The following is a 22,547-nucleotide window of genomic DNA, read 5'->3' on the forward strand; positions in this document are numbered from 1 at the left end:
GTGACTGACATTTCAGCGTTTGCAACGGCGGCTGCGCACTTCATTCCGGCACGGCAATCGCGCATTCCGGCAAATCCACGGTCGGAATCGGCAGCCGGTTATGCAGAAGCGGCAACCATATCGGCAAGCGGATATGCAATTCCGGCAGGAACCGCCGGGAAACCCTTATGGGGCCTGGATCAGGCGGGCTGACCGATCTGCGCGGGTGCGCGCATCAGCGTGTCACGCGGCAGTTCACCAAAGACCTTGCGGTAGTTGTCGGCGAAACGCGACAGGTCCCACAGGCCACAACTGAGGGCGATGGCCTTGACCGAACGGCGGCTGGAATCGGCCATCGACAGGCTGCGGCAGGCTGCGCACAGGCGCAGCATCGACAGGTAACGATTGGGCGACGTACCGAACAGGTCCTCGAACGCATAGCGCAGCCCACGCTCACTGACACCGGCAGCGTCGCAGATCTCATTCATGTAGATATTGCGGCGCAGGTTGAGGCGCATGAAGTTTTCCGCCCGCTGTGCGATCAGATAATGCGTGCGCCGCGCACGGCTGCAACCCGGGCGTTCGGCGGAGCCCGCACCCAGCAGTGCCTGCACGTGTTCGTGCAGCAGCCGCTCGGTTTCTTCCGGCTGCAGGCCCGTGCCCTGGCCCAGCTGCAGGTGCAGCTGCTGGTAATGCTGTGCCAGCGGGGCGGCCTCGCTGGCGAGATTGAACAGTGAAAGCGCCTGTCCGGCCGGCGGCGTGCTGCGCAGGCTCAATTCGGTCAGCTTGCGTTGCACCCGTGCCACCGGCACCAGCATCAGAGTCATGTGCGTGCCCGGGCTCAGGGTGAACTCGCTGATGCCCTCGGGCATCACGGTCAGCGCCATCCCAGGGGAAAGCGGTACGCCATGGCACCAGCTGAGGGTTTCATCGGTCGCATGCAGATACCCCAGCATCGCCCAGTCCGGCGGCAGCATGAAACGTCCACGGCAATGGAATCCACAGCTGATGCTGCAGAACAACGCCTCCTCGTGCACGCGTGACGCGAAGGCCGCCCGCGGCCCATTGCCATCGAGCAGAAGCAGTTCGACATCACATACACGAAGCACGCCGCTCAGCGTCGCCAAGTCGATCGACCGCAGGCCGCTGTCGTCGCTGTCTCCTACCCCACCATCGACCATGACAGTGTCGTCCCCCCGATTATCCGCCGTGCGGTACGGCCCCCACTGCCTGACAGGGCGCGCACCTCTCATGGAATCTCTTCCATCACCGGGATGCGCGCCGCCAAGGTGCGCCCCCCAAAAGAAACGCGAGTACTTGAATGCGAGTATGCCCGATAATTCAACGGGGTAAACATCTGCACCGCGTTGAATAAGATTGATACAGAGGTGAAAATCAGATTGTCGCGTTTGGCACAGTTTTCGCATGCGACCTGAAGCCTGCCTCACATTATCTGCACGTCGATGAATCGTTGTGCGGGCGAACGGATTTCCGTCACAGAACCCGGCTTTAAAATTAAGGACCAATGGGATTCTGCCGAATTTGCATATAGGTTCCGGTTGCAGCCGGCCGCCATTCAGGCAAAGTCGATAACACGGTGATCCGGTCTTTGATAAGGACCGCACCCAGGGGGACAGCATGACCATGCACGTATCGCTCGACACGTCGACCACCGGCCCCGCGCCGCGCGGTCGCGGTTGCGCGAACGGCGTCCCGCCTGGAAACGATCACCCTGCTTGAGCACAGCGGGTCCATCCCGCCGTGCCTCCTCCGCCAGGACGTGCGGAGGTCCACGGACGATCCCGGCGGAGCCGGGCCACCGCCCAACAGGTGTCCTGTAGCAGACAGGTAGAGGGAGACAAACGTCATGAACGCATCGATCCGCAAGTTCCTGAAGGAAGAAGATGGCGTTACCGCACTCGAGTACGGCCTGCTGGCGGCTGTGATTGCCGGCATCCTGATCGCGGTCGGCAATGCGCAGATCAAGTCCTTCTTCGAGACCCTGTTCACCAATCTCTCCGCATTGGCCACCAAGGCCTCCGGTAGTGCAGCACCGCCTGCCGGCGGCGGGGGCTGACCGGGACCGCGCGCAGCCGTCGGCTGCGCTTGCGGCTCATTGCAGAAGGCGGCGGCTGACCGTCCACTGACGGACAATGGAGGGTGCGATGACACTGCTGGGATTGCTGGCCATCGGTGTGTGCCTGCGGATCGCGATCAGCGATCTGTACGCCCGTCGGGTGCCCAACGCCTGGCTGCTGTCCGCATGCGCGATCACCGTTTTCGTGCTCATCGCCGGACAGTTCAACGCGCCGCGCCTGCCGTGGGCTTCCCACGTTGCCGGCGCGGCGCTCGGCCTGGTCGCATTGCTGCCTTTCCATGCAGTGCGTTGGATGGGCGCCGGTGATGTCAAATTCTTTTCGGTACTGGGATTGATGCTGGGCTGGCAGGCACTGCTGCCGATCTGGATCGCGGCCAGCCTGGCAGCGGGCGCACATGCCGCACTGGTGCTGGTATCGCGACGGTTGGGCCCAGTACTGCCCATCGGCCTTCAAACTCATATGCTTCGGGCAAGTTCGCAATGGCATTCGCACCCGGCGCTGCGCGGGATGCAGAGCGCCCGCCAGGGACGCCAAGGCATTCCCTACGCCGCCTACCTGGCGGTATCCGCCATCGCCTGGGTCCTGATCAGCACGTACGGAGGCGTGGCATGAACATCCACAACCGACGCCGGCAACGTGGCGCGGCCAGCATCGAGTTCGCGCTGATGCTGATGCTGGGCCTGCTGCCGCTGCTGCTGTTCACATTCTCCGGCGTAATGATCATGGCGGCCCAGCAGACGTTGGCAACCGCCTCGGCCGAGGGTGCACGTGCATCGCTGCGCTATGGCAGCGCCAACGAACGCCGTACCGCCGCCTGCGTTGCGGCGCGTAGTTCGATGCAGTGGCTGCTGAACTTCTCGGGTCAGCCGGTCGACTGCAGCAATGGCGGAAACAATGCCATTCTGGTCTCCGCGCAGGCCCCCTGCGCCGGACTGGCCAGCGCCCAGTGCATGACCGTGACGGTCAGCTACGACTACGCAAGCCATCCCTTCCTGCCCGGCACCGCCACGCTTTACAAGTGGGTGATGCGGGCTCCCATCCGCAGCGTCGCGGTCGCCCAGCTCGACCTCGGCAGCGGCAACTGACGTTCGGTACAGGAGACGGTTCCATGCTCAAGTTGACCCGCATTGCTGCCGTCGCCCTGATCGGGCTGGCCGTGCTACTGGCGGTGATCGCCTTGATGATCGGGCGCAAGCCGGCCGCACCGGCCACGGTTGCCCCGATGACGCAGAGCGAAGCCCAGGCGATCACCGTGGTGGAAGCGGTGGCGCGACTGCCGGCTGGCGAACCGATCTCTGCCAACGGACTGCGTCTCGCACAGCGCAGCGCCCCGGTTGCCGGTGCCGCTACCAGCATTTCCGCCGTGGTCGGAAAGGTGCCGGTGCAGGACATCGCCGAAGGCACGGCGATCAGCAGCAACGCACTCGCGCAGGGATTCTCGCTGCAGTTGCGCCCCGGGGAACGCGCACTGGCGGTCCCGGTCGACGAGCTGGTGGGGGCCGGCAACCGCATCCTGCCCGGTGATTTCGTCGACGTGTTCCTCAACCTGCGTAATGCCCAATCCACTGCCGGCGGCCCGGCCGACGCAGCACAGACGCGCCTGCTGCTGTCGCGCCTGCGCGTGCTCAGCTATGGCCAGCAGGACATCGCCCCGGCCAACCATGACGCTGTTGCCAGCAACGAGGCCGATGGCCGCAACGATCCACGCGCCGCCGACATCACCGGAAGCAGCAGCACCCAGAGCACGGGCAGCGGGACCGCCCAGCCGGCACGCAGCGCGGTACTGGCGGTGCCGGTGGCCGATGCCAACCGGCTGCTGCTGGGTGCACAGCAGGGCAAGCTGTTCCTCGCCCTGCGCAACCCTGCCGATTCCGGCCAGCCCGATCTGGCGCTGTTCCCGCAGGCACGCGGGGTGATTGATCCCCTGCGTGGGCTGGATGCGGAACAGCAGCTTGCGCTGCAGCGGCCAGAGAATCACGCCTTCGCCGGCATCGACGGCGATGCATTGGCCGGCCGCAGCAACGCGCCCGCGCGCAGCACCCAGGATGCCCCGGCACGCGCACCCGCACCACGGCGCAGCGCCCCACGCGCATCGGGCATCGAAATCATCCGAGGTGACAGCTCCGCCCCCCGTGGTTCCCTTTGACCTGCATCGAGCGCATCCATGACCGAACGTCGCCGCAGTCCACGCCCTTCCCCCCGCCAGCGCTGGCTGGCCCTGCTGCTGGTGCTGCTGGCACCGGCGACAAGCGTGGCCGCCGACGACCTGGTGCTGCAGGCGCGTGAGCAGCGCCCCTGGACCCTGCCGGGTGATCTGGAGCGGGTCGCCATTGCCGATCCGGGCGTGGCCGATATCGTGATGCTGCGCGGCCAGCGCCAGGCCCTGCTGGTCGGCAAGGCGCCGGGCACCACCACGCTCCTGCTCTGGCACCGCAAGCAGACCGAACCACAGCGCCTGCAGGTGCGGGTACAAAGTGCGGTGCAGGGTGCGGCCGACGCCGGCGCGAACGGGCTGGTATTCACCCAGCAGGACAACCAGGGCCTGCTGCAGGGAAGCACCGAAAGCGTGCTGTCGCACATGCAGGAGCAGAAGGCTGCCGCCATGGCCCTGGGCAAGGATGGCCTGCTTGCCGACGCATCCACGGTGAGCAGCGGCGGCGTGGTCCAGGTCGAGGTCAAGGTGGTCGAGTTCAACAAGACCGCACTGAAGCAGATCGGCATCAGCTTCCAGAACCGCAATGGCAACTTCGCCTACGGCTTCGCCCGCCCGGGCGGCCAGCTGCCGGGCAACACCGGCATCCTGCCCGGTATGAAGGAAGGCAACTCCGGCAACGAAGCCGAATCGCCCATTTCTTCGGCCTTCCGCCTGGTGTTCGGCTCGACCAAGGGCCTGTGGAATGCCGACGTCGACCTGCTGCAGAGCAATGGCATGGCGCGTGTGCTGGCCGAGCCGACACTGGTCGCGCTGTCCGGGCAGAGCGCCAGTTTCCTGGCCGGCGGCGAGCTGCCGATCCTGGAACCGCAGGGACTGGGCACCACCACCATCACCTACAAGCCCTTCGGCATCGGCCTGACCGTGACACCGACGGTACTGGCACCGAACCGCATCGCCCTGAAAGTCGCACCGGAAGCCAGCGACCTGGACTACAGCAACGCCATCGCGCTCAACGGCGTGCAGATTCCCTCCATCACCACCCGCCGCGCCGACACCACGGTCGAACTGGGCGATGGCGAGAGCTTCGTGATCGGTGGCCTGGTCAGTTCCAACGTGGTTTCCAGCGTCGGCAAGATCCCGCTGCTGGGTGACCTGCCGATCATCGGCTCGTTCTTCCGCAACTTCGACTACAAGCGCCAGGACAAGGAACTGGTGATCATCGTCACGCCACGCCTGGTGAAGCCGCTGGCACGCAACACCGAGCTGCCGCTGCCCGGCGACCGCGAGGCCAAGCCGCACATGCCCGAATGGGGCGCCTGGCTGCTGGGTCCTATCAGCCAGGACCCGGTGCCCGGCTTCTCACGCTGATTCCATGATGCCTGCGATACCACGCCCATGCCCTACGCCACTGCCCAGCCGCTGCATCCGCAAGGACCGCCGATGAACCTGGTCCTGTACGGAATGGATCGCGAACTGCTGCCCCGGCTGGCGGCGAAACTGCCGCCAACCACCACCCTGCACTGGCAGGACAGCAGCACGCCGACCTCCGCCCAGGACCTGCAACGCGGGCCGCAGAGCCTTGTCCTGCTCGACTTCCGCCCGGAACATGCGGCCGCCTCCAGCGTGCTGGCGCAGCAACTGCAGCAGACCGAGCCGGATCTGGCATTGGTTGCAGTCGGTGCCACCAGTGCCGGCCAGGTGGAAGGCGTTGTCATCGCATTGCGGGCGGGCCTGCGTGATGTGCTGGACCTGGACAGCGACAACGTCGGCATCGAGGCCGCGCTGCGTCGCGCCCTGTCACCACGACCGGCCGCCGCCGCGCAGCAGGCGCACAAGGCCCGCCTGATCGTCCTGCTGGGCGTGCGCGCCGGGGTCGGCACCAGTACGCTGGCCGCGCATCTTTCGGTGCTGGCACAGCAGACCCGTGCACTGGCACAGGGCGAGGCACTGCAGCAGGATGGCCTGCTGATGGAGCTGGCCCAGCCTTCGGGCGACCTCGCCCTGTACCTCAACCTGGACAGCCGCTTCCACTACGAAGACGCGCTGCGCAACGCCAGTCGCATCGACGCCACCCTCGCCCGTACGGCCATGGCCCGTCACGATTCCGGACTGGTGCTGCTGGACCGCGCCAGCGGCAGCGATGCGGTACCGCCGTCCGATCCGGGTGCGCTGCTGCAGCGCCTGCGCACCGTGTTCGCCAGCGTGCTGTGTGATGCCGGTGGCTGCCCGCTGCGTCAGCTGCCGCCGCTGCTGCTGGACCAGGCCGACGAGATCTGGCTGGTCACCGATGCCTCCATTGCCACGCTGGTGTCGCTCGACCAGGCACTGAAGCATCTTGCCGGCCAGCGCGAACGCGAGAAGCGCCTGCAGCTGGTGATCAACCGCCACGATGACAGCAGCGGCATGAGCCCGGAGCAGATCGCGCGCCGCTTCGAGGTTCCCCTGCTGGCCACGCTTCCCGAACGACCGCGCGTGCGCCTGGCTGCCAGCCAGGGCCACCTGCTGCTGCAGGATGCGCCGCGCGACCCCTACCTGCGTGCCCTCGCCCCGCTGGTTTCGCGCCTGGATCCGGCTGCCTGCCCGGTCCAGGCGCAGGGCCTGCGGGAAAGACTCTCCCTTGCCCTGGGTGGATCGCAATGGAAGACAAGGTAACCCCGTTCCCGCATGCCGTTGCCCGGCCGGTGCTGCCCGAAAGCTCGCCGGGCCATCAGCCGTTCGCGCAGACCGAGCAGTACCAGAAGGTGCTGTCGGCCGCGCATGAGCACCTGCTCAACAGCATCGAGGACGAGCGCATCGACATCGATTCCTGGGCCCCCGACACCATCGCCCGCTGGGTGCAGGTGCAGACGGTGGGCTTCATCCAGGAATGGCGCATCCCGATCAACGAAGAGGAGATGCAGGTGGTTGCCGACGGCCTGGTCAAGGAGCTGACCGGTTTCGGCCCGCTGGACGACCTGCTGCACGACCCGTCCATCGAAGACATCCTGATCAACGGTTTCAAGGATGTGCACGTGTCCCAGGGCGGCCAGCTCAAGCGGGCCACCCAGCGCTTCACCGACGATACGCATCTGCTGCGCATCCTACGCCGCATCCTCGCCCCGCTTGGGCGCCGCCTGGATGACTCCAATCCGATGGTCGATGCGCGCCTGCCCAACGGCGGCCGTCTCAACGCGATCATCTCGCCACTGGCGGTGGATGGACCGATGGTGTCCATCCGCAAGTTCCGCAAGGACCCGTTCACCCCCGATGAACTGCTGGCCAAGGGCACCTTCGATGCGCCGATGCAGGCCTTGCTGAAGGCGATGGTACTGGGTCGCTGCAACATCCTGGTGTCCGGCGGCACCAGCTCGGGCAAGACCTCACTGCTGAACGCCCTGGCCAGCTACGTCCCCGCGAACGAGCGCGTGATCACCGTCGAAGACACCGCCGAGCTCTCGCTCAACCACCCGCATGTAGTTCGCCTGGAAAGCCGTATCGGCGGCGCCGAAGGGCACGGTGCGGTCAGCATCCGCGATCTGGTCCGCAACAGCCTGCGCATGCGCCCCGACCGCATCGTCGTCGGCGAGGTGCGCGGTGCCGAGGTGCTGGAAATGCTGCAGGCGATGAACACCGGCCACGATGGCTCGATGGCCACCATCCACGCCAATTCGCCCCGCGACTGCCTGTACCGGATCGAGATGCTGGCCGGCTTTGCCGGCTTCCAGGGCAGCGAGGACAGCCTGCGCCGGCAGATTGCCAGTGCCATCGACTTCATCGTGCAGATCTCGCGCCTGGGCAGCGGGCGCCGCGTGCTGGTCTCGATCACCGAGATCACCGGGGTCAGCGACAACCTGATCACTACCCAGGAAATGTTCCGCCACGAGCTGCAGATCGACGGCAACGGCAAAGAGATCGATCGCTGGGTCGGGCTGGGCTTCCATCCGCACTCGCACAAGCTGGAGCCGTTCCGCCAGCAGCTGCGCGAATCGCTCTACGGAGACTTCTGAGCATGGGAACCGGCGCGCTGCTGGGCATGCTGAGCATCATCGCGGTGCTGCTGGCGCTGGCAGCCTGGCTGTGGGGCACGGCCAGCAGCCGTGAGCAACGCCAGGTTTCAATGCGGCACGCCGAGCAGCAGCTTTCGCGCGGAAGCGCCACGGGCGGAGCACCCGCCGGGCCGTCCGTCACCGCTGCCAACGACCCGGCGCGGCCCGCCAGCGCCGGGCGCCGCGTGCTGCCGCTGGATGGCCTGCTGCAGCGCGCAGGGCTGCAGACCGGCTGGAAAATTCCCATCATGCTGCTGGTACCGGGGCTGGTACTGTCGGTGGTGGCGATGCTGCGGCTGGGCACCGCATGGATGTTTCCGCTGACCCTGCTGCTGTACCTGCTTGGCTGCTGGCTGTGGGTGATGCGGCGGACCACCAAGCTGCGTGCGCAACTGCTGCATCAGCTGCCGGACTTCCTCGACAACCTGGTGCGGCTGACCGCACTGGGCAACAGCCTGCAGGCCGCGTTCCAGGTTGCGTCGATGCAGACGAGCGCGCCGTTGCGCGGGCTGCTGGACACCACGGTGCGCTTTGCACGCAGCGGCATGGAGCTGGACCGTGCACTCGCACAGGCCTCGCATCCCTATCGCATGGATGTGCTGAAGGTGTTGTCGGTGGTGATCGGTGTCAGCGTGCGCATCGGCGGGCGCTCCGACCAGATCCTGCAGCGCATGGGCGATTTCATGCGCGATCTGGAACAGGCCCAGCAGGAGCTTGCAGCGACCACCTCGGAGACGCGGATGTCAGCGTGGGTGCTGGGCCTGTTGCCACCGGCCTGCGCGGTACTGATGGCGATCACCAGCCCGGACTTCTTCCAGCCGGTGCTGCACGATCCGCTCGGCCACAAGATCCTGCTGCTTGCACTGGGCATGGAACTTGTCGGTGGCTTCCTGCTGTATCGCCTGGCCAAGTCGCTATGAACCCCCTTCGCCCCGCCGGAGACAACCGATGAGCGCCAGCGCCTGGTTCGCCCTCTCCCTGCTCGTGCTGGCCGCCGGTATCGCCCTGCTCGGTATCGTCGGCTGGGTACGCAGCCATCGTGAGCAACGTACAACGGCCACCTTGAAGACCGCCCTGCAGCCGCGCGAGGCGTCCCGTGACACCGAGCCTGCGCGGCACGATTCGCTGGGCTGGCTGGAACGCTTCGGCCGTGCCCTCAGCGGCGGCCGCCTGGAAACGGCATTGCTGGCCAATGAAGACCGGCTGCTGTTGGATCTGGCCGGGTGGAACACCCGCCGCGGTACGGCCATCTACCTCGGCCTGCGCCTGCTGCTGGCCGTGCTGGTGCTGGTACTGGTGCTGACATTCAGCAGCGTCACCGGGCTGGCCAGGATCATGGTGATCATCGGCGCCCTCGCCGCCGGCCTGCTGCTGCCCAAGTTCGTTCTCTCCTCCTGGGTGAAACGGCGCCGACGAGCGGTCGACAACGAGCTGCCGCTGCTGATCGACCTGCTGCGTCTGCTGCAAGGCGTGGGCTTCAGCATGGACCAGAGCCTGCAGACGCTCGGCGACAAGCTGCGCGATGCATTGCCGGTCCTCGGCGGCGAGCTGCAGGAGGCCAACATCGCCTATACCCACGGCCGCACGCGCGCACAGTCGCTGCGCCGGCTGAGCGAGGTCTATGCCGACGATGACCTGACCAGCCTGATGCAGCTGATCCTGCAGGTGCACGCCCATGGCGGCGCGGTGCAGGAGCCCCTGCGGCAGTTCAGCATCCGCCTGCGCGAACAGCGTCGCAACACGCTGAAGGAAAAGGTCGGCAAGCTCTCGGTGAAGATGACCGTGGTGATGATGCTGACCCTGCTGCCAGCGTTGATGCTGGTCCTTGCCGGTCCGGCGCTGGTCGCGCTGGCTACCACCATGTCCAAGATGGGGTCCCCCTGATGCCTGCCCTGCGCACTTCCTGCCTGATTGTTGCCCTGGCTGCGGTTGCCGGCGCCAGCGGCTGTGCATCGACCACGCCGAAGTACCTGCGCGCGCCCAGTCTGGCCGCGCCCGAGCCGGCACCGCAGGACAGCCGCAATGCCTACCTGGAGCTGATCGAGCGCATGCAGCAGCAAGGCGCATGGTATGCCTCGCTCGCCCACGTCGACGCCTTCCGCCAGCGCTACGGCGATCCGCCGGCGCTGCGCCTGCTGCAGGCCGACGCGCTGCGCGAGACCGGCCAGGCCGATGCCGCGGTCACCTTGTACCGCGATCTTTCCAGTGGCCCCCAGGCCGCCGCGGCCGCCCATGGTCTGGGCCTGATTGCCGCGCGCCGCGACGACGACACCGGCAGTGAGCAGGCGTTGGCGCGGGCGACCGAACTGCAGCCATTGAACACAAGTTATCTCGGCGACCTGGGCTATGCGCGGCTGCGCGCCGGGCAGTTCGAGCGCGCGCGCGAACCCTTGGCCAAGGCGCTGGAGCTGTCGCCGGGCAATGCCAAGGCCACCGCCAACCTCGCCCTCTGGGCGGTGCTGCGGGGCGACACCGCCACCGCCGAACGCCTCGCCCAGCAAGCGAACCTCAACGACGAGACCCGGCTCAGCATCCAGCAGCAGGCGGCGCAGATCCGTGCCCGCCTGCAGCAGCGCCAGGCCGCAGCGGCAGCCGCCGCGGTCGTGCCGGCCACTGCCCGTGCTCTCGCCAGCGATGCCGCCGGCAACCCGCCGGGCGCCACGCGACTGGCGGCGGAACCGCGCCGCGACAGCCGCGATGAACGCGATCCGCAGCGCCTGCCGCCCTCGATGCTGGAACGCTTCAGCGCCTCCGACCACCCGAACGGGAACACACCATGACCGCGACGCCCCTGACCCGACGCCTGCTGCCCGTTCTGATCTGCCTGCTGCCAGCCGCCGCCGTGCAGGCGCAGCAACAGCCGCTGACCGGGCAGATGCTTGGCGGCAGCACGCCGGCTGCGTCGGCTTCGCAGCCGCTGCAGTCCGAGTCACTGCCCACCGTGGACCTGGCGGCCCCGCCAGCACCGGTGCCGCAGGCGGCGCCTGCAGCAGTGGCCATCACCGACGGCAGCACTGCAGCCCCGCGGCCCGGCCGCAGCCAGATAGGCGATACCACGCGCAACCTGTTCCGCCTGCAGGCATCGGGGCAGCAAGCCGGACAGCACCTGCCGATCCTCGGCGACCAGGCGACGCTGAGCTACGCCCGCTACATGAAGAGTTTCGAACACGAGATCCCGGACTTCTTTGAAGCCGATGTCGCCAAGTCCAAGGGATCATCCTCATCCGGACGCTGAGGTAGGCCATGAAACGCCCACGCCAGTTCAGTTTCAGCCGCCCACGGGGCGGCATGTCGATCACCATGATGCTGGTCATGCTGGCACTGCTGGCGATGCTGGGCCTGATCGAGATCGGTTACCTGTTCTGGGCCAAGCGCGATGCACAGAAAGTCGCTGATCTGGCCGCACTGGCCGGAGCGCAGCGACTGGAACTGTGCACCTCGGACAACAGCGACAACAGTGCTGCGCGGCAGAGCGCACTCACCCAGAACACCTTCGCAGGAAGCCTGGAAGTCCGCTGCGGAAACTGGAACGTGACCCGCGCCACCGAAGGGCACTTCAGCCCTGTCGTCGATGCAGCGAATCAACGCAATGCTGTCCGTGTCATCACCCGCCGCGCGGTGCTTCCCTTCTTCGGGCAGAACAGCAGCCTGCCGACCGTGACCGCCCAGGCGGTGGCGCGCCGTGCAGAACCGACGGCAGTTTTCAGTGTCGGCTCGCAACTGCTGCGCATCAATGGCAACACGCCACTGGGAAATGTCCTGAAACTGGTGGGCGCCGACCTCGACAAGACCACCCTGCTCGGCTACGACGGCCTTGCACAGGCGCATATCACCCCTAATGGACTGCTGCAGGCACTGGGCATTCCGATCGACGTCAACATGGGCGTGGCGGAGTTCAACAATCTGCTGGCCGGCCGCAAGGTCAAGCTGGGCAAGATCCTTCAGGCGACCGTTGACCTGCTCACCCAGCAGGGCGTTGCCCACGTGGACCTGAGTGCACTGGAGAATGCCCTGGTCGTGAAGGGCATCGACCTCAAGCAGCTGGAGGTGAAACTCGGCTCCGATGACAGCGGTGGCGGCCTGTTCGCACGCGTGGTCGCGCCGGATGGAACGATTTCCAGCGCGCTGCAGGCCGATGTCAATGTGCTGGACCTGATCGGCACCAGCATCAGCATCGCCAATGGCGGCCGTGCGGTCTCGGTCGATGAACTCAACCTGCTGGGCCTGGTCAATGCCAAAGCCGCTGTGGTGGAACCGCCGTCCATCGCCATCGGTGGCGTTGGCTCGCGCGCTTACAACGCGCAGATCCGTGTCTTCCTCGACATCGACACCAACAACATTCCCGTTGCAGGCGGCGTGCTTTCACTGCTGGGCATCCGCCTGAAGCTGCCGGTCCATGCGGACGTGACCAATGCAATGGCGACCCTGACCAGCCTGCAATGTGGCAGCACGCCTCCCACGGCGACGATCAAGGTCGAGTCTTCCGTGCTGCGCGCCTGCGTCGGCAAGGTGGCCGACAGCGAGCGGTTCTCCAAGCAGAATGTCTGTGGCGACACCCTGCAGAAGGAACAGATGCTCACACTGCTCGGCGCCCCGTTGATCAATGACAGCATCAAGGTCAATACGCTGACCGACACGCAAAGCCTCACCCTCCCCGCCGGCGCGACCGGTTCAACCCAGGTCAACTCCCTGGAGGTGGGCACCGCCGTGTCCGAGCTGGTCAGCGAACTGCTGCGCGTACTGTCCGGCATGCTCGATCCGCGCGACGATGGCATGAGCCAGGGCTCGACCGCAGCGCAGTTGGCCGATCGCTACCTGAAAGCAGCCAACGTTGGTCGCAAGCGATACGATGTTGACGCAACCATCAAGCTGCTGGAATTCGGAGACAGCACGCAGGGATTGAAACCACTGGGAAACTGGGACATCACCAAGGGGGTACCTACCAGCTGTGTGCTGGTGACCTGCATGGTCGACGGCAAGGTCTGGCAAGGATTCCGCAACGCAGTGACCGGGGTTGGCTCGGGGCTCCTCGATGGCGTACTGGGAGCGCTTGTGGGTGGGCTGCTGGTCAAGCAGTGCAACAGCCTGATTGGCGCGCTGGATGACACCACCTACAACAATTGCATGAAGTACAACCTGACCTCCTACCTGCAGACCGCCGATGCCGGCTTCCTGGACCAGTTCGCCGGCGACGGCGTCACCGCCCCCGGCAATGGCCCGGTCAGTTGTTCGGGCCTGCTGTGCTTGCTGCTGAAGCCCGCCCTGGACGTCCTGAAGCCGCTGCTCAACAGCGTCGGCTCCCTGCTGCGCTCGCTGCTGGCGCAGGTGCTGGGCCTGGAACTGGGCCGTACGGATGTGCATGTCCAGTCCATCCAGTGCACGCCCGCACAGCTGGTCTACTGACCCGTGACGGGCGCCCTTGGCGGCGCCCGCGCACATGCTAGACTCCCGGCGGGGAACCACCTTCATCTCAACCCACACTCATCCGTGGATGGTCTAGACATGCGAGAAACTTCAGGGGGCGCGGTCTTCGCCCGGCACGCGCGCGGCGCGGCACTGCTGGCCGTGGCCATGATGCTGGTGGCACCGGCGGCGATGGCTGCCCGTGGCGACCGCGAAGCAGCCGCAGAGCCGGCCGCACGTACCGCACCGGTGGTGCGCAACACCGTTGACGAGCTCAAGCAGCTGATGGATGCCCGCCAGCTGACCGAGCTGCGCACCACCTACAACGGCAACTACGGCGCCAGCCTGCTGTTCAATGCCAACACCCTGACCTACTACGTCGCCCTGTTCCAGGAGAAGAACTTCTGGCGGGTGATCAAGACCGATGCCGTCGACAACGCCGAGCGTGTCTATCGCACCTTCGCGCAGCAGTCAGAGCAGCTGGCCCAGGTCTACATCGACACCACCCGACTGGAAGCCGGAAAGCGCTATACCGAGCGCCTGGTGGCCTACAACGAGGAGCGCCTGCGCACCCTGCAGCAGGAAATGGAACAGCAGCAGGCACAGTCGGCCCAGGTCAGCGCTGCCCTGCAGCAGGCCCAGCAGCAGGCGGTCAGCCTGAGCAGCGACGTGCAGAGCACCAACAGCCAGCTGGATTCCCTGCAGCGCCGCATCCAGATCCTGCAGGCCGAACAGGGCAACCCGGAGCTGAGCCTGCCCAAGCCGGACAGCGTGCCCTCGCCGGCACCGGCGGCCGCCAGCGACGGTCGCTGAGGTCCAGCGCCTGGCGTGCCGTCCAACGGCGCCTACGGGCGCCGTTGTCGTTTCCGGCACCATTCCATTTCAACGGCACGCCTCATGCACGGCATCGTCCAGTTGCCGGCGCTGCACGAAGTCCATGCGCTTGCCATTGGCCAGCACCTTCCCACGATGCTGCCGCGCGCGCTCACAGGCGGCGGGATCCGCGCTGATCGGTATCACTGCAGCCCGCGCACGCCGCTGCTGCACCACACGCGGACGCATTGAAGCTGGGCTCGCTGCCTTGGCCGCGCTCGCACCTGTTGAGGGCGGCTCCGCCGGCACCTCCCAGCGCCATTCCGCGCGCCCCTGGCACGGCGTCTGCTGGTAGACCGGATGCGGCCCGTCCACACATTTGTAGACGTTGGTCTGAGCATGCGCCCCCGTGGCCAGCAGCAGGTACAACAGCGGGCTCCAACACGCGTTCGACATTGCAGGCTCCTCGTCAGGGCTGCCGCCATCCTCGATGCCGGCACGGCTTCGTGCCAGAGCGATACACGTCACATCCGGCGTAATCCAGCACAGCCGTGCAAGTCGTGGGTCTGGCGCTGCGCTGTACTGCCGAAGGCACCGGCATCCACGCCAGCGCCTTCCCTCCCTTCCGTCAAGGAAACCACAATGAGCAACTTCGTCACCGTCGCCGACGGCGCGCGCATCTTCTACAAGGATTGGGGTACCGGCCAGCCGATCGTGTTCGCGCACGGCTGGCCGCTGTCGTCCGATGCCTGGGACCCGCAGATGCTGTTCATGGGCCAGAACGGCTTCCGCGTGATCGCTCACGACCGTCGCAGCCACGGCCGCTCCAGCCAGACCTGGGACGGCAACAACATGGACACCTACGCCGACGACCTGGCCGCCGTGCTCGAGGCGCTGGACCTGAAGGACGCGATCCTGGTCGGTCACTCCACCGGTGGCGGCGAAGTGGCCCATTACATCGGGCGCCACGGCAGCAAGCGCGTGGCCAAGGTGGTGCTGGTCGGCGCCGTGCCGCCGCTGATGCTGAAGACCGATGCCAACCCGGCCGGTACCCCGCTGGAGGTCTTCGACGGCATCCGCAAGGGCACCGGCGGTGACCGCTCGCAGTTCTTCAGGGATCTGACCACACCGTTCTTCGGTGCCAACCGCGACGGCAACAGCGTTACCCAGGGCATGCGTGATTCGTTCTGGCTGCAGGGCATGCTCGGTGGCGTCAAGGGCCAGTACGACTGCGTGCACGAATTCTCGGAAGTGGATTACACCGAAGACCTGAAGAAGATCGATGTGCCAGCGCTGGTGGTGCATGGCGATGACGACCAGATCGTGCCATTCGATGCCTCGGCCAAGCTGTCCTCGCAGATCATCAAGGGAGCCGAGTTGAAGGTGTACGCCGGTGCGCCGCACGGCCTGACCGTCACCCACGCCGACCGGTTCAACGCCGACCTGCTGGCGTTCGCACGCGGGTGAGGCACTGCGGCGGCGCCACCCAGCGCCGCCGCCCCTGTGGTAGAGCCGACCGCTGGCCGGCTGCGCAGGATCGGGATGGATTGATCGCGCAAAAAGGGGACGGAGGGGATTAAGTCGTTTGTGCACAAACGACTTAATCCCCTCCGTCCCCTTTTTGGGTCAGATATCGCTGTGGTGGTGCGGGACCCCGGTCTTCGGCAGCGGGTCATGCCCGCCCACGAAGTGGCGTACCACCGGTGCACGCTCACCGCGATGCAGCCCGCGCAGCACTTCCTGGATCGCCTTGTCATCGGCGGTGATGCGCTCGTGCTGGCGCAGATGCTCCAGCCACGACGGGGTCACGAAATACTCCAGGTGGATGCCCGGGCTGGCCACATCCTCGACCACGCCCCAGACCACGGCGCCATCGCGGCGGCGGATCGTGCCCAGCGCGCGCATCTGCGCCTGGAACGCGGCGCGGTCAGCCTCGTCGATGCGGTACTCCAGGGTGACCAGTACCGGGCCGCGATCGTTGGATACCGGCACCGACAGTTCCGGTGCAGGCCAGTGCCCGGCCGGACGCAAGTTCAGATCCTCGGTGCCAGCGATGCGCACGCGCCACACCAGCAATCCGCCGATCACCGCACCCGCGGCCGCCACCAGCAACGCCAGCTCCGGCGAGGTGCGCTGCGCCAGCGCGCCCCAGCTCAGGCCACCGGCCGCCATGCCAGCGGAGAACACCATGATGTACAGCGCCAGTGCACGCGCCCGTACCCACGCTGGCACTGCGGTCTGCGCGGCAATCTGCAGCGACGACAGCACGGTGATCCAGGCAAAGCCATTGATCAGCATCACCAATGGCAGCACGTACCAGCTGCGGGTCAGCGCCAGCCCGACCAGGCTGAGCGCCAGCGACAGCGTGGCCAGCAGCACCAGCAGGTCGCGATCCATCTGCGCGCGCAGCTTCGGCAGCAACAACGCACCACCCACGGCACCGATCCCGATGCAGCCGAGCAGCATGCCGTACTGCCCCGCCCCACCCTGCATCTGGCCGCGTACCACCACCGGCAGCAGTGCATTCATTGCTGCAGCAAAGAAGAAGAAGCCGACCGACTTGATCAACACCGCCTGCAGGCGCCCGGCGCGGCTGGCATAGCGCAGGCCCGCCTTCAGGCCGGCACCGAAGCCTTCCGGCGGCAGGCTGGACTGTTTCGGGTCGCGCTTCCAGCCCCACACCACGAACAGCATCGCGGCGAAGGTGATGGCGTTGAAACCGAACGCCCAGACCGCACCGAGCTGGGCCACGATTACGCCACCGATGGCCGGGCCGATCGAGCGTGCGATGTTGATGCCGATCGAGTTCAGCGCCACCGCCGAGGCCAGCATCGGCTGCGGCACCAGTTCGGATACGATCGCGGCCTGTGCCGGCATCGCCATCGCCGCACCGCAGCCCATGCAGAAGGTCAGCAGCACCAGCAGCTGCGGCGTCAGCATGTCCATCGCGGTCAGCGCCGCCATCACCGCGGCGACCAGCAGCATCCAGCCCTGGGTGGCCAGCAGGTACCTGCGGCGGTCGACGATGTCGGCCAGAGTGCCGGCGGCCAGCGCCAGCAGCACGATCGGCACCGTGGTGGCCGACTGCACCAGCGCCACCATCAGTGGTGAGCCGGTACGCTCGGCCATCACCCAGGCAGCGGCCACATCGTTGACCCAGGTGCCGATGTTGCTGGCCAGGATCGCCAGCCAGATCGAGCGGAACATCCGGATTTTCAGGGGGGACCAGGCACCTGCGGCCTGTGCGGGGGGTTGCGACGCGGTTGCGTTCACCATTGCCATGCTCCAACGATCGAGGCGAACAGCGTGTCCTGGCCTCCGGCCTGCTTCAGTGCAGGACCGGCATCGACCCAGGCCAGCTGCAGCTGCCATTGCCAGTGTTCGCTGGCCTGCCAGCGTGTTTCGGATTTGTATTGATTGCCAATGCGGCGCGCGCCACCGGCGCTGCCTGGCAACGCCACCAGCGGTGCCGGCGTGGTGTAGATCGCATCGGCACGACGATGCTTCCAGGCCATCTGTACGCCCAGTTCCGTCGTCACCGCGTCGTGCAGGCGCAGGGTCAAGGTCGGCTGGAGGTCCATCAGGTTGGCCGGGGCCAGCAGGCTGGCCTCGCTGAAATAGGCCGACTTCGGGAACAACGCGTTGAAGGTTCCCAGGCGGCCGTCATGCAGGTTGCCATCGCCACTGGCGATGTCGGCCTTCAGCCCCAGCCGCGGCCGCAGCGGCAGGTTCGTCCAGCGCCACCCCGTATCGGTCGCCAGCGTCCAGGCGCGGATATCGAGGGTGCCGGCGGTGGTCCTAAGCTCACCGGCCTGCGCCACCAGCTCGCTGTTCCAGTCCAGCGCCCCGGCCTGGCCGAACCAGCGCGCGCCCACGGTCTGCCGACGTTCGGCACCGCTGCCTGCGGCGAAGCGCGCGCCCTCGCGGCGGTAGTCCAGCAGATACAGATCCCACTGTCCCGCGCCCTGTCCCCGCACCGTGGTGGCATAGGCACCCCACAGGTGGGCACCGTGCTCGACGCGATCATCAAAGGCACCCGGTCGGTTTTCCACTGGCCGCAATGCCATCAGATCAAGCGTACCCAGGCGGCCTTTCCAACCCACACGCGCACCGTCGAACGCCAAGCGGATGTTCGGCCCGTCGCGCACCGACAGCAGCCGTGAACTGCCATAGCCTGCTTCCTGCCGGCCGAGTTGCAGATGGAAGCCATCGCGCTGCCAGCGCCAGTACGCCTGCTGCACATCCAGCGCGCTGCGGTCGGTGCGACCCGGGCCGCCGGCCTTGCCACTCTCACCATGCACACCCAGCTGCAGCTTCGCCTGCCAGGTGTCTTCCACATAGGTAGCCGATGCCAAGGCACGCAGCAGGCCATAGGCATCCTCGCTGCCGCCAATGCCGAACCGGGTCTGGTCGTAGTACAGGCCACGCGCCCGCAGCGATGCGTCCCATTGCAGCTGGCCGTCCCCAGCCGCGCTGCAATGACCGCCGTCGCAGGCCTGCACCAGCGACGGTGCGGCCAGCAATGCCAGGCTCAGAACGCGAAGCACGAGCATCCCATCGCGCCCCAGAACGCGGTCAGGTCATCGGTGGGCGCCGCGTGCCGGGCCGCATGACCATGAGCACCGTGAGTGCTGCAGGCTACGCCGTGATGGTGACGATGGGCGGCGGCCAACCCGGTGGCGGTACCGCCGACGTGGTAGCCACCGAACCGGTTGACCGGCGACCAGTTGGGCATCGCCGGCGGCAGCTGCGGCGCAAGCCCGGCGTAGTCGCCGTCGGCATGCACGATGCGGCCACCGACCACGGTCAACACGCTGGTTATGTCGGCGATCTGCGCATCATCCACGCGGAAGAAATCGGCCGAGAGCAGGATGAAATCGGCCAACTGGCCGACCTTCAACGTACCCTTCACTGCTTCGTCGCCGGAGAACCAGGCACTGCCCTGGGTCCACAGGCGCAGCGCCTGCTCGCGTTCGAGCAGGTTCTCATCGCCATACAGGGCCAGCCCGCCGACGGTGCGCCCGGTCACCAGCCAGGACAACGCCACCCACGGGTTGTAGCTGGCCACACGGGTGGCATCGGTTCCAGCACCGACCGGCACGCCTTCGGCCAGCATGCGCTTGACCGGCGGCGTATGCCGCGCGGCCTGCACGCCGTAGCGCTCGACGAAGGCTTCGCCCTGATAGGCCATGCGATGCTGCACGGCGATGCCGCCACCCAGCGCACGGATGCGCTCGATGTTGCGCGGGGTGATGGTTTCGGCGTGATCGATGAACCAGTGCAGGCCATCGAACGGCACCTCGCGGTTGACCTGTTCGTACACATCGAGGATGCGGGTGATGCTCTCGTCGTACGTCGCATGGATGCGGAACGGCCAACGCTTCTCGACCAGCAGCTTCACCACATCGTGCAGTTCCGGTTCCAGCTCCGGCGGCAGTTCCGGGCGCGGCTCGTTGAACAACTCGAAGTCGGCCGCCGAGAACACCAGCATCTCGCCGGCACCGTTGTGGCGCAGCAGGTCATCACCCTGCCGCGGCTGCAGCATCTCGCTCCATCCGCGGAAGTCATCCACTTCCTTGCCCTTGTTCTGGGTGAACAGGTTGTAGGCGATGCGCACGGTCAGCTGGTCATCGCGGTGCAGCTGCTCGATGACCTGGTAGTCCTCGGGGTAGTTCTGGAAACCACCGCCGGCGTCGATCACCGAGGTGATGCCGAGCCGGTTCAGTTCACGCATGAAGTGACGCGTCGAATTGGCCTGGTACTCGATCGGCAGGCGCGGCCCTTTGGCCAGGGTCGCGTACAGGATCAGCGCGTTGGGCTTGGCCAGCAGCAGCCCGGTCGGGTTGCCCAGCGAATCACGCACGATCTGGCCGCCCGGCGGATCCGGGGTGTCCTTGGTATAGCCACAGGCACGCAGTGCGGCGCGGTTGAGCAGCGCACGGTCGTACAGGTGCAGCAGGAACACCGGCGTGTCCGGCGCGATGTCGTTGAGCTCCTGCAGCGTGGGCAGGCGCTTCTCGTTGAACTGGGTGGCGGTGAAACCACCGACCACGCGCACCCACTGCGGTGCAGGCGTGCGGTCGACCTGCGCCTTCAGCATGTCCAAGGCATCGCCCAGCGAACGGAGGCCGTCCCAGCGCAGTTCCAGGTTGTAGTTCAGGCCACCACGTATCAGGTGGGTATGGCTGTCGTTGAGGCCGGGCAGCAGGCGCCGGCCCTGGGCGTCGATCAGGGTCGCTTCATTGCCCCAGCCACGCATAATCTCCTCGTCGCTGCCGACGGCGACAATCCGCCCTTCCTGCACGGCCAGTGCCTGTGCATGCGGCTGCTGTGGGTCAAGGGTGGTGATGCGGGCATTGCGGATGACCAGCGTGCTCATGCGACGCTCCTTGGAAGTGGAATCGAGTGCGGCACCGGCACGGCCGGCCAGACCCAGCGCCACCGCGGCGCTGCCGGCCAGCACCACGTTGCGGCGGCCGTGATCGAGTGGATCGTGACTCATGCGAGATCTCCCGGAAGGCGTTGGCCGTCCAGTGCCCAGGCGCCGGGCCCGGTCAGCGCGAGGGCCAGCAGTACCGTGGTCCACATCAACGGGTACTCACTGCCGCCGCGCATCCAGAACCAGCCCTTGGGCAGGGCCAACAGTACGGTGAAGCCGATGAAGGCCGCCGCTGCAAGCGCGGCGACGCGGGTCTGCCAGCCCAGCAGCACGGCCAGCCCTGACAGCACCTGCAGCAGGGCCAGCAGCAGCGGCAGCGGTGCCACCGCTGGCAGGCCGAAGCCGCGCAGTTCGGTGGCGAAGCCGGCCAGCCCAGGACCGCCGAACCAACCGAACAGCTTGCCGAGCGCGTGTGGCAGCAGGAATCCCCCGGCTGCCACGCGCAGCATCAGCAGGGCCAGGTCGAGGCCATGGCCAGCCAGCATGCTCAGTGCCTGCCTTCCTGCGCGCCGAACATGCGCTTGGCGTACTGGATGCCGATGCCATAGCCACCGGCGTGGTCGCGGGCGATGCCGGTGGTCAGCTCGTAGGTCTCGCCACGCGCCCAGTCACGCTGCAGCTCCAGCAGGTACTGCACGCTGGTCATCGGCACCGCACCGGCCTGCACCATGCGGGTGATCGCACGCTCGTGGGCTTCTTCGCTGACATCGCCGCAGGCATCGGTGATCACGTAGACCTCGAAACCCTGCGCCAGCGCCGACAGCGCCGGTCCCACGATGCAGACGCTGGTCCACAGGCCGGCAACGACCAGGCGACGCTTGCCGATGCGGTTGATCTCGTCGATCACCGGCTGGTCTTCCCAGGTGTTCATCGAGGTGCGGTCGAACACCGTCTGGCCCGGGAAGATCTCCGGCAGTTCCGGGAACATCGGGCCGGAGAACGACGCTTCGGCGACGGTGGTCAGCAGCACCGGCACGTTGAAGCCCTTGGCGGCCTTGCTGATCAACGACACGTTGTTGCGCAGCGCGGAGATATCGATGGTGTGGGTGGCGAATGCCATCTGCGACTGGAAGTCGATCAGCACCAGGGCATGGTCGGTGGGCGACAACAGGGCCGGGGCGGGCGTGGCGGTGGCAAGGCTCATGGTTGGACTCCGTTGGAAACACGATCAGGGGGAAGCAACAGGGCCGCATCGCCGGCCAGGTACTGGCCGGGGCTGCAGCCGGTCTCGGCGCGGAAGCTGCGGACGAAATGGCTCTGGTCGAAGAAGCCCAGCTGCTGCGCCAGGCAGGACATCGGCAGCTGCGCGACCGGCAACAACTGGCGCGCACGTTCGATGCGGCGACGGCGCACGTAGCGCAGCGGGCTGGCGCCGGTACCGGTCCGGAACAGGCGCACCAGATGGAAGCGGCTGACGCAGGCGGCTGCGGCCAGCTCGGTCACCCGCAGCGGCTGCGACAGGTGCTCATCGACATAGCGCAGGGCGCGCTGCAATGCGGCGGCCTGCTGCGGTGCCAGCGCCACGGCGGGCGGATCGGGCGAAAAGACGGTGGCCATGCGGGACGCCGCGAGGGGGTGCCCCATGGTGCGTGGCCGCCGCACGATGCCCTACCCCCGTCGGTCGAGGCCAGCAC

General features: G+C 66.8%; 22 protein-coding genes. 14 read left to right on the forward strand and 8 right to left on the reverse strand.

All coding sequences use genetic code 11. The features are described 5' to 3' along the window. Positions 1-179 precede the first annotated feature (179 nt). A complete protein-coding gene (locus R1L06_RS05670) occupies positions 180-1,160 on the reverse strand; it encodes an AraC family transcriptional regulator (RefSeq protein WP_253143719.1) in 981 nt (326 codons plus the stop codon). A gap of 686 nt (positions 1,161-1,846) precedes the next feature. Between R1L06_RS05670 and R1L06_RS05675 the strand changes: the two genes are divergently transcribed. The 13 genes from R1L06_RS05675 (at position 1,847) to R1L06_RS05735 (ending at position 14,474) form a co-directional block, all read left to right on the forward strand. Beyond that, positions 1,847-2,056 (forward strand): Flp family type IVb pilin, encoded by a 210-nt coding sequence (locus R1L06_RS05675; RefSeq protein ID WP_049398483.1) that lies wholly within the window; start codon positions 1,847-1,849, stop codon positions 2,054-2,056. A gap of 88 nt (positions 2,057-2,144) precedes the next feature. After that, positions 2,145-2,690, forward strand: coding sequence for an A24 family peptidase (locus R1L06_RS05680; protein WP_317217156.1), 546 nt, complete (start codon positions 2,145-2,147; stop codon positions 2,688-2,690). Beyond that, entirely contained in the window at positions 2,687-3,163 is a 477-nt protein-coding gene (locus tag R1L06_RS05685) for a TadE/TadG family type IV pilus assembly protein (protein ID WP_049398481.1), read from the forward strand. Before R1L06_RS05680 ends, R1L06_RS05685 begins: the two co-directional genes overlap by 4 nt. A gap of 23 nt (positions 3,164-3,186) precedes the next feature. After that, positions 3,187-4,224 carry a Flp pilus assembly protein CpaB gene (cpaB, locus tag R1L06_RS05690; protein ID WP_317217157.1) on the forward strand — a complete coding sequence of 346 codons (1,038 nt, stop codon included), beginning with the start codon at positions 3,187-3,189 and terminating at the stop codon, positions 4,222-4,224. Positions 4,225-4,242: 18 nt separating this feature from the next. Beyond that, the gene (locus tag R1L06_RS05695; RefSeq protein ID WP_049423074.1) at positions 4,243-5,601 is read left to right on the forward strand and encodes a type II and III secretion system protein family protein; all 1,359 of its coding nucleotides are present in this window, start codon (positions 4,243-4,245) and stop codon (positions 5,599-5,601) included. A gap of 27 nt (positions 5,602-5,628) precedes the next feature. Continuing rightward, on the forward strand, positions 5,629-6,885 hold the full coding sequence (locus tag R1L06_RS05700) for a CpaE/TadZ family protein (protein WP_032128075.1): 1,257 nt from the start codon (positions 5,629-5,631) through the stop codon (positions 6,883-6,885). After that, on the forward strand, positions 6,870-8,219 hold the full coding sequence (locus R1L06_RS05705) for a TadA family conjugal transfer-associated ATPase (protein WP_049398477.1): 1,350 nt from the start codon (positions 6,870-6,872) through the stop codon (positions 8,217-8,219). Before R1L06_RS05700 ends, R1L06_RS05705 begins: the two co-directional genes overlap by 16 nt. A gap of 2 nt (positions 8,220-8,221) precedes the next feature. Continuing rightward, positions 8,222-9,178, forward strand: a complete 957-nt coding sequence (locus tag R1L06_RS05710) for a type II secretion system F family protein (protein ID WP_032128077.1) — start codon at positions 8,222-8,224, stop codon at positions 9,176-9,178. A gap of 28 nt (positions 9,179-9,206) precedes the next feature. Continuing rightward, entirely contained in the window at positions 9,207-10,142 is a 936-nt protein-coding gene (locus R1L06_RS05715; RefSeq protein WP_317217158.1) for a type II secretion system F family protein, read from the forward strand. Further along, positions 10,142-11,038 (forward strand): tetratricopeptide repeat protein, encoded by an 897-nt coding sequence (locus R1L06_RS05720; RefSeq protein ID WP_049460957.1) that lies wholly within the window; start codon positions 10,142-10,144, stop codon positions 11,036-11,038. Before R1L06_RS05715 ends, R1L06_RS05720 begins: the two co-directional genes overlap by 1 nt. Continuing rightward, positions 11,035-11,493 (forward strand): DUF3613 domain-containing protein, encoded by a 459-nt coding sequence (locus tag R1L06_RS05725; RefSeq protein WP_049460955.1) that lies wholly within the window; start codon positions 11,035-11,037, stop codon positions 11,491-11,493. Before R1L06_RS05720 ends, R1L06_RS05725 begins: the two co-directional genes overlap by 4 nt. Positions 11,494-11,501: 8 nt before the next feature. After that, positions 11,502-13,661: a TadG family pilus assembly protein gene (locus R1L06_RS05730; protein ID WP_317217159.1), complete on the forward strand. Its 2,160-nt coding sequence runs from the start codon at positions 11,502-11,504 to the stop codon at positions 13,659-13,661. A 99-nt stretch (positions 13,662-13,760) separates the two neighbouring features. Continuing rightward, positions 13,761-14,474 carry a DUF2968 domain-containing protein gene (locus tag R1L06_RS05735; RefSeq protein WP_043402505.1) on the forward strand — a complete coding sequence of 238 codons (714 nt, stop codon included), beginning with the start codon at positions 13,761-13,763 and terminating at the stop codon, positions 14,472-14,474. 69 nt (positions 14,475-14,543) lie between these two features. Here R1L06_RS05735 and R1L06_RS05740 read toward each other — a convergent pair whose 3' ends face one another. Continuing rightward, positions 14,544-14,930, reverse strand: coding sequence for a hypothetical protein (locus R1L06_RS05740; protein WP_071229094.1), 387 nt, complete (start codon positions 14,928-14,930; stop codon positions 14,544-14,546). A gap of 186 nt (positions 14,931-15,116) precedes the next feature. On the opposite strand from R1L06_RS05740, the gene R1L06_RS05745 reads away from it, so the two are divergent. Beyond that, entirely contained in the window at positions 15,117-15,941 is an 825-nt protein-coding gene (locus tag R1L06_RS05745) for an alpha/beta fold hydrolase (RefSeq protein WP_317217160.1), read from the forward strand. A 159-nt stretch (positions 15,942-16,100) separates the two neighbouring features. Here the strand turns inward: R1L06_RS05745 and R1L06_RS05750 are convergent, their stop codons facing one another. The 6 genes from R1L06_RS05750 to R1L06_RS05775 all read right to left on the reverse strand — a co-directional run bounded on the left by R1L06_RS05750 (position 16,101) and on the right by R1L06_RS05775 (position 22,497). Beyond that, positions 16,101-17,750, reverse strand: coding sequence for an MFS transporter (locus tag R1L06_RS05750; RefSeq protein WP_293794667.1), 1,650 nt, complete (start codon positions 17,748-17,750; stop codon positions 16,101-16,103). Further along, positions 17,744-19,027, reverse strand: a complete 1,284-nt coding sequence (locus R1L06_RS05755; RefSeq protein WP_317217161.1) for an alginate export family protein — start codon at positions 19,025-19,027, stop codon at positions 17,744-17,746. The genes R1L06_RS05750 and R1L06_RS05755 overlap by 7 nt, the downstream gene beginning before the upstream one ends. Then, positions 19,006-20,853, reverse strand: coding sequence for an amidohydrolase (locus R1L06_RS05760; protein WP_317217196.1), 1,848 nt, complete (start codon positions 20,851-20,853; stop codon positions 19,006-19,008). The genes R1L06_RS05755 and R1L06_RS05760 overlap by 22 nt, the downstream gene beginning before the upstream one ends. 119 nt (positions 20,854-20,972) lie before the next feature. After that, entirely contained in the window at positions 20,973-21,398 is a 426-nt protein-coding gene (locus R1L06_RS05765) for a DoxX family protein (protein ID WP_049398467.1), read from the reverse strand. Between the two features lie 2 nt (positions 21,399-21,400). Then, entirely contained in the window at positions 21,401-22,057 is a 657-nt protein-coding gene (locus R1L06_RS05770) for a hydrolase (protein ID WP_317217162.1), read from the reverse strand. Next, the gene (locus R1L06_RS05775) at positions 22,054-22,497 is read right to left on the reverse strand and encodes a helix-turn-helix transcriptional regulator (protein WP_053091059.1); all 444 of its coding nucleotides are present in this window, start codon (positions 22,495-22,497) and stop codon (positions 22,054-22,056) included. Before R1L06_RS05775 ends, R1L06_RS05770 begins: the two co-directional genes overlap by 4 nt. Positions 22,498-22,547: the final 50 nt, after the last annotated feature.

The organism is Stenotrophomonas mexicanensis, assembly GCF_032911605.1.
GTDB lineage: Bacteria > Pseudomonadota > Gammaproteobacteria > Xanthomonadales > Xanthomonadaceae > Stenotrophomonas > Stenotrophomonas maltophilia_A.

Bases quoted from the DNA above. Each gene is read 5' to 3' on its own strand.
- R1L06_RS05695 (WP_049423074.1), top strand. From the start codon at position 4,243: ATGACCGAACGTCGCCGCAGTCCACGCCCTTCCCCCCGCCAGCGCTGG.
- R1L06_RS05735 (WP_043402505.1), top strand. From the start codon at position 13,761: ATGCGAGAAACTTCAGGGGGCGCGGTCTTCGCCCGGCACGCGCGCGGC.
- R1L06_RS05680 (WP_317217156.1), top strand. From the start codon at position 2,145: ATGACACTGCTGGGATTGCTGGCCATCGGTGTGTGCCTGCGGATCGCG.
- R1L06_RS05715 (WP_317217158.1), top strand. From the start codon at position 9,207: ATGAGCGCCAGCGCCTGGTTCGCCCTCTCCCTGCTCGTGCTGGCCGCC.
- R1L06_RS05700 (WP_032128075.1), top strand. From the start codon at position 5,629: ATGCCCTACGCCACTGCCCAGCCGCTGCATCCGCAAGGACCGCCGATG.
- R1L06_RS05745 (WP_317217160.1), top strand. From the start codon at position 15,117: ATGAGCAACTTCGTCACCGTCGCCGACGGCGCGCGCATCTTCTACAAG.
- R1L06_RS05685 (WP_049398481.1), top strand. From the start codon at position 2,687: ATGAACATCCACAACCGACGCCGGCAACGTGGCGCGGCCAGCATCGAG.
- R1L06_RS05705 (WP_049398477.1), top strand. From the start codon at position 6,870: ATGGAAGACAAGGTAACCCCGTTCCCGCATGCCGTTGCCCGGCCGGTG.
- R1L06_RS05670 (WP_253143719.1), bottom strand. From the start codon at position 1,160: ATGGTCGATGGTGGGGTAGGAGACAGCGACGACAGCGGCCTGCGGTCG.
- R1L06_RS05725 (WP_049460955.1), top strand. From the start codon at position 11,035: ATGACCGCGACGCCCCTGACCCGACGCCTGCTGCCCGTTCTGATCTGC.
- R1L06_RS05755 (WP_317217161.1), bottom strand. From the start codon at position 19,027: ATGCTCGTGCTTCGCGTTCTGAGCCTGGCATTGCTGGCCGCACCGTCG.
- R1L06_RS05775 (WP_053091059.1), bottom strand. From the start codon at position 22,497: ATGGGGCACCCCCTCGCGGCGTCCCGCATGGCCACCGTCTTTTCGCCC.
- cpaB (WP_317217157.1), top strand. From the start codon at position 3,187: ATGCTCAAGTTGACCCGCATTGCTGCCGTCGCCCTGATCGGGCTGGCC.
- R1L06_RS05765 (WP_049398467.1), bottom strand. From the start codon at position 21,398: ATGCTGGCTGGCCATGGCCTCGACCTGGCCCTGCTGATGCTGCGCGTG.
- R1L06_RS05740 (WP_071229094.1), bottom strand. From the start codon at position 14,930: ATGTCGAACGCGTGTTGGAGCCCGCTGTTGTACCTGCTGCTGGCCACG.
- R1L06_RS05750 (WP_293794667.1), bottom strand. From the start codon at position 17,750: ATGGTGAACGCAACCGCGTCGCAACCCCCCGCACAGGCCGCAGGTGCC.
- R1L06_RS05720 (WP_049460957.1), top strand. From the start codon at position 10,142: ATGCCTGCCCTGCGCACTTCCTGCCTGATTGTTGCCCTGGCTGCGGTT.
- R1L06_RS05675 (WP_049398483.1), top strand. From the start codon at position 1,847: ATGAACGCATCGATCCGCAAGTTCCTGAAGGAAGAAGATGGCGTTACC.
- R1L06_RS05730 (WP_317217159.1), top strand. From the start codon at position 11,502: ATGAAACGCCCACGCCAGTTCAGTTTCAGCCGCCCACGGGGCGGCATG.
- R1L06_RS05710 (WP_032128077.1), top strand. From the start codon at position 8,222: ATGGGAACCGGCGCGCTGCTGGGCATGCTGAGCATCATCGCGGTGCTG.
- R1L06_RS05770 (WP_317217162.1), bottom strand. From the start codon at position 22,057: ATGAGCCTTGCCACCGCCACGCCCGCCCCGGCCCTGTTGTCGCCCACC.
- R1L06_RS05760 (WP_317217196.1), bottom strand. From the start codon at position 20,853: ATGAGCACGCTGGTCATCCGCAATGCCCGCATCACCACCCTTGACCCA.